The 6,349-nt window shown below is 44.1% G+C and carries 2 tRNA genes and 3 rRNA genes; all 5 read left to right on the forward strand.

The window, feature by feature from the left end:
• Nucleotides 1-782: 782 nt before the first annotated feature.
• The 5 genes from CQA62_RS06630 to rrf all read left to right on the forward strand — a co-directional run bounded on the left by CQA62_RS06630 (nt 783) and on the right by rrf (nt 5,988).
• A 16S ribosomal RNA gene (locus CQA62_RS06630) occupies nt 783-2,280 on the forward strand.
• A gap of 108 nt (nt 2,281-2,388) precedes the next feature.
• Nucleotides 2,389-2,465, forward strand: a tRNA-Ile gene (locus CQA62_RS06635).
• Nucleotides 2,466-2,469: 4 nt separating this feature from the next.
• Nucleotides 2,470-2,545 (forward strand) — tRNA-Ala (locus CQA62_RS06640).
• Between the two features lie 212 nt (nt 2,546-2,757).
• A 23S ribosomal RNA gene (locus CQA62_RS06645) occupies nt 2,758-5,735 on the forward strand.
• 137 nt (nt 5,736-5,872) lie between these two features.
• A 5S ribosomal RNA gene (gene rrf, locus CQA62_RS06650) occupies nt 5,873-5,988 on the forward strand.
• The 16S, 23S and 5S rRNA genes sit together here with 2 tRNA genes alongside, the layout of an rRNA operon.
• Nucleotides 5,989-6,349: the final 361 nt, after the last annotated feature.

Genomic DNA, 6,349 nt, shown 5'->3' on the forward strand with positions numbered 1-6,349 from the left:
TTTAAAACAAACACAGCAGTAGAAGAGCAATGCAAACGTTGCACTTATCCAGCAACCTAACTCTCTTTTCTCCTATTTATCTCTCTAAGAACAATATATTAATGCCCTAATCTTACTTGATAACACTTTTATCCCTTCCATGCATCATTATCTTGTTCTATAGAAACAATTAATACTTTTATTTTTAAAGCTTAGGAATTAAAATTCACTTCTTTTCTTTTTCCCTCTCTCCTAAATAACCTATCCTCTCACTTCTTAACTCTTCCTTCTTACAGCTCTCTATCACCAAGAATTCATTTATCTCCCCTATTCTTTATTTTTTATTTTTATGTAATCTAATATCCTAGTAAACCCCCTATAAAAATAAAAATTTCATTTTTTTGCAATTTTTGTAAAGATTTTTGACTCATTTTGATTTTTTTGTTGTATACTTCCACTTCACATTCAGTGAGACACATTAAATCTCCCTAGAATTTGGCTTTAATTTCTAAACTCATAAGAGTGAAAGATATTATTGTTTTTTTCTTAGATTATGTCTTAATGTGATGTTCTATTTATTGTATTTGATAGTTGATTGATTTTGAAAGCATCAAATAACTTTAGATAATGATCTTTGACAACTAAGCAAAAGAAAGTTAAGTTTTGAAAAATTTTTATTTTTAAACACTTAATATTCTGATGTTATTTATTTACAACTCTTATAACCCGTATAGATTTTCTATATTGAAGTTATAACTTGTGATTTAAAAACATAACAGAGTTTTAGGACAAACACAACATTTTTTATGGAGAGTTTGATCCTGGCTCAGAGTGAACGCTGGCGGCGTGCCTAATACATGCAAGTCGAACGATGAAGCTTTTAGCTTGCTAGAAGTGGATTAGTGGCGCACGGGTGAGTAATGCATAGGTTATGTGCCCTTTAGTCTGGGATAGCCACTGGAAACGGTGATTAATACCGGATACTCCCTACGGGGGAAAGTTTTTCGCTAAAGGATCAGCCTATGTCCTATCAGCTTGTTGGTGAGGTAATGGCTCACCAAGGCTATGACGGGTATCCGGCCTGAGAGGGTGAACGGACACACTGGAACTGAGACACGGTCCAGACTCCTACGGGAGGCAGCAGTAGGGAATATTGCTCAATGGGCGAAAGCCTGAAGCAGCAACGCCGCGTGGAGGATGAAGGTTTTAGGATTGTAAACTCCTTTTGTGAGAGAAGATTATGACGGTATCTCACGAATAAGCACCGGCTAACTCCGTGCCAGCAGCCGCGGTAATACGGAGGGTGCAAGCGTTACTCGGAATCACTGGGCGTAAAGAGCGCGTAGGCGGGGTAGTAAGTCAGATGTGAAATCCTATGGCTTAACCATAGAACTGCATTTGAAACTACTACTCTAGAGTATGGGAGAGGTAGGTGGAATTCTTGGTGTAGGGGTAAAATCCGCAGAGATCAAGAGGAATACTCATTGCGAAGGCGACCTGCTGGAACACTACTGACGCTGATGCGCGAAAGCGTGGGGAGCAAACAGGATTAGATACCCTGGTAGTCCACGCCCTAAACGATGAATGCTAGTTGTTGGGGTGCTTGTCACTCCAGTAATGCAGCTAACGCATTAAGCATTCCGCCTGGGGAGTACGGTCGCAAGATTAAAACTCAAAGGAATAGACGGGGACCCGCACAAGCGGTGGAGCATGTGGTTTAATTCGAAGATACGCGAAGAACCTTACCTAGGCTTGACATTGATAGAATCTGCTAGAGATAGCGGAGTGCTGGCTTGCCAGAGCTTGAAAACAGGTGCTGCACGGCTGTCGTCAGCTCGTGTCGTGAGATGTTGGGTTAAGTCCCGCAACGAGCGCAACCCTCGTCCTTAGTTGCTAGCAGTTCGGCTGAGCACTCTAGGGAGACTGCCTTCGTAAGGAGGAGGAAGGTGAGGACGACGTCAAGTCATCATGGCCCTTACGCCTAGGGCTACACACGTGCTACAATGGTATGTACAAAGAGACGCAATACCGCGAGGTGGAGCAAATCTCAAAAACATATCTCAGTTCGGATTGTAGTCTGCAACTCGACTACATGAAGCTGGAATCGCTAGTAATCGTGAATCAGCCATGTCACGGTGAATACGTTCCCGGGTCTTGTACTCACCGCCCGTCACACCATGGGAGTTGTATTCGCCTTAAGCCGGGATGCTAAACTGGCTACCGTCCACGGCGGATGCAGCGACTGGGGTGAAGTCGTAACAAGGTAACCGTAGGTGAACCTGCGGTTGGATCACCTCCTTTCAAGAGAGATAAGCAGATATTCATTTATCTTGCTTCATTTTCAGACTTTTCTGACTTTTGCTTAGTTTTCAGAGATTATATTCTTGGTTAGTTGCTTTTTCAAAGTAGGGGCTTATAGCTCAGGTGGTTAGAGCGCACCCCTGATAAGGGTGAGGTCGGAGGTTCAAGTCCTCCTAAGCCCACCATTATGGGGAATTAGCTCAGCTGGGAGAGCGCCTGCTTTGCACGCAGGAGGTCAGCGGTTCGATCCCGCTATTCTCCACCAAGTCAATCTAAAAGTCTAATATAAGTCCTTGATCTCTTAAGGATTTATATTAGACTTTAGGGTCTAAATGTTATTTAAAAACTCATTGTTAAAGCCTAATAGTAATAAGACTACAATACTCTGTTTTATTTGAGTGTATATACATTCAATAAGGCAGTGATGACTTAGAATCATTCACATAGCAGTTTTATTGATACTTTGAAAGCATATAAAAATAAGCTTTTAAGGGCAGATGGTGGATGCCTTGGCAAAGAGAGGCGATGAAGGACGTACTAGACTGCGATAAGCTACGGGGAGCTGTCAAGAAGCTTTGATCCGTAGATTTCCGAATGGGGCAACCCAATACATAGAGAGTATGTATTACCTTAAATGGAGCGAACCTAGGGAAGTGAAACATCTCAGTACCTAGAGGAAAAGAAATCAAACGAGATTCTCCTAGTAGCGGCGAGCGAACGGGGAAGAGGGCAAACCCAATGCTTGCATTGGGGGTTGAGGACTGCAACATCCACTTGTATCATTTAGTAGAATAATTTGGAAAGATTAGCCACAGAGGGTGATAGCCCCGTATATGAAAAATGATACATAGGTAGCAGGATCCAGAGTAGGCCAGGACACGTGAAATCCGGGCTGAAGCCGGGGAGACCACTCTCCAACCCTAAATACTACTCTTTGACCGATAGCGAACAAGTACCGTGAGGGAAAGGTGAAAAGAACCGCAGTGAGCGGAGTGAAATAGAACCTGAAACCATCTGCCTACAATCATTCGGAGCCCTATGATTTATCAGGGTGACGGACTGCCTTTTGCATAATGATCCTGCGAGTTGTGGTATCTGGCGAGGTTAAGCAAACGCGAAGCCGTAGCGAAAGCGAGTCTGAAAGGGCGATTAGTCAGATGCTGCAGACCCGAAGCTGAGTGATCTATCCATGGCCAAGTTGAAGCGAGTGTAATAGCTCGTGGAGGACTGAACTCGTACCCATTGAAACGGGTTGGGATGAGCTGTGGATAGGGGTGAAAGGCCAAACAAACTCAGTGATAGCTGGTTCTCTCCGAAATATATTTAGGTATAGCCTCAAGTGATAGTAATAGGGGGTAGAGCTCTGATTGGGCTAGGGCTGCTCACCGCGGTACCAAACCCTGTCAAACTTCGAATACCTATTACCGTATCTTGGGAGTCAGGCGGTGGGTGATAAAATCAATCGTCAAGAGGGGAACAACCCAGACTACCAAATAAGGTCCCAAAGTTCTATTCTGAGTGGAAAAAGATGTACAGTTACTTAGACAACCAGGAGGTTGGCTTAGAAGCAGCCATCCTTTAAAGAAAGCGTAACAGCTCACTGGTCTAGTGATTGCGCGCTGAAAATATAACGGGGCTAAGATAGACACCGAATTTGTAGATTACACGGCACAATTTAGATGATCTAAAGTGCTTATGTATAAGCTTTATTTCTTAGCTCATAAAGTGAGTTAAGCAAATATCTATAAGATCGTTTAAATTGTGCCGTGTAGTGGTAGGAGAGCGTTCGTATCTGCGCTGAAGGTATACCGGTAAGGAGTGCTGGAGCGATGCGAAGTGAGCATGCAGGAATGAGTAGCGATAAAATATGTGAGAATCATATTCGCCGTAAGTCTAAGGTTTCCTACGCGATGCTCGTCATCGTAGGGTTAGTCGGGTCCTAAGCCGAGTCCGAAAGGGGTAGGCGATGGCAAATAGGTTAATATTCCTATACCAACATTAGTGTGCGATGGAGGGACGCATAGGGTTAGGTGAGCCAACTGATGGAATAGTTGGTCGAAGGGTGTAAGTTGGGAGATTGGCAAATCCGCTCCTGTATCACAAACCTCACAGGCTCTTTGAAGTTTTCGGATGGAAGAGAGAATCACTGATACCGTCGTGCCAAGAAAAGCTTCTAAGTTTAGCTAATGTTGCCCGTACCGCAAACCGACACAGGTAGATGAGATGAGTATTCTAAGGCGCGTGAAAGAACTCTGGTTAAGGAACTCTGCAAACTAGCACCGTAAGTTCGCGATAAGGTGTGCCACAGCAATGTGGTCTCAGCAAAGAGTCCCTCCCGACTGTTTACCAAAAACACAGCACTTTGCAAACTCGTAAGAGGAAGTATAAGGTGTGACGCCTGCCCGGTGCTCGAAGGTTAAGAGGATTAGTCAGCCGCAAGGTGAAGCTTTGAATTGAAGCCCGAGTAAACGGCGGCCGTAACTATAACGGTCCTAAGGTAGCGAAATTCCTTGTCGGTTAAATACCGACCTGCATGAATGGCGTAACGAGATGGGAGCTGTCTCAACCAGGGATTCAGTGAAATTGTAGTGGAGGTGAAAATTCCTCCTACCCGCGGCAAGACGGAAAGACCCCGTGGACCTTTACTACAGCTTGGCACTGCCGATGGGAGCATTATGCGCAGGATAGGTGGGAGGCTTTGAAATCTTCACTCCGGTGGAGATGGAGCCATCCTTGAGATACCACCCTTAATGTTTCTGTCTGCTAACTGGCTTGAGTTATCCTCAAGCAGGACAATGCCTGGTGGGTAGTTTGACTGGGGCGGTCGCCTCCTAAAAAGTAACGGAGGCTTGCAAAGGTTGGCTCATTGCGGTTGGAAATCGCAAGTTGAGTGTAATGGCATAAGCCAGCCTGACTGTAAGACAAACAAGTCGAGCAGAGACGAAAGTCGGTCATAGTGATCCGGTGGTTCTGTGTGGAAGGGCCATCGCTCAAAGGATAAAAGGTACCCCGGGGATAACAGGCTGATCTCCCCCAAGAGCTCACATCGACGGGGAGGTTTGGCACCTCGATGTCGGCTCATCGCATCCTGGGGCTGGAGCAGGTCCCAAGGGTATGGCTGTTCGCCATTTAAAGCGGTACGCGAGCTGGGTTCAGAACGTCGTGAGACAGTTCGGTCCCTATCTGCCGTGGGCGTAGGAAAGTTGAGGAGAGCTGTCCCTAGTACGAGAGGACCGGGATGGACGTGCCACTAGTGTACCAGTTGTTCTGCCAAGGGCATCGCTGGGTAGCTACGCACGGATGTGATAACCGCTGAAAGCATCTAAGCGGGAAGCCAACTCCAAGATTAACTTTCCCTGAAGGTCGCAAGAAGACTACTTGCTTGATAGGTTAGATGTGTAAGTGCAGTAATGCATTTAGCTGACTAATACTAATAGACCGTTTGGCTTATTTTTATCAAATACAAATAAAACCTAGTGAATGTGTCTTCACTGCCTTATTGAGTGTATAGCTATTACTAAGAGGCTTTAGTTATGATATAATCCCAATGAAAAGGGAATAGAGGATAAGAGCTTATCTTCTCTTCCCTTTTCCCTGTGTCTATAGAGAGGAGGTCACACCCAGCTCCATTCCGAACCTGGAAGTTAAGCTCCTCATCGCTGATGATACTGCACCTTTCAGGTGTGGGAATGTAGGTCGATGCAGGGTTGGGATTTACTTCTTTTTCTTCTAAGAATTCTTCAATATTTTTTTAAAAGTTTGATTAATGTTTTTAAAATATTTTAATAAGAAAGCTCTTTATTGATTTTCTTGATATTTCTTCTAATCTCTTGTCTTAATGAATCAAACCTTGCATCAATATATACATCCATACTAATGATCTTTTCATTATAAAAAGTATTTCACTCAATCTTGAATATCAAAGATATTCTAGGGCAAAAGAATGAGGAAATGATTGTTTAATGGGATTATACTTTTAGGAGAGCAGAGGGTTGAGAGTAAAATCATAGTGTATCTTCATAGAAGTGGAGGGCCTCTTTAATGCAAAGCTCTCCATTAAGGGATTTTT

The sequence above is a fragment of the Helicobacter cholecystus genome, from assembly GCF_003364215.1.
Lineage (GTDB): Bacteria > Campylobacterota > Campylobacteria > Campylobacterales > Helicobacteraceae > Helicobacter_G > Helicobacter_G cholecystus.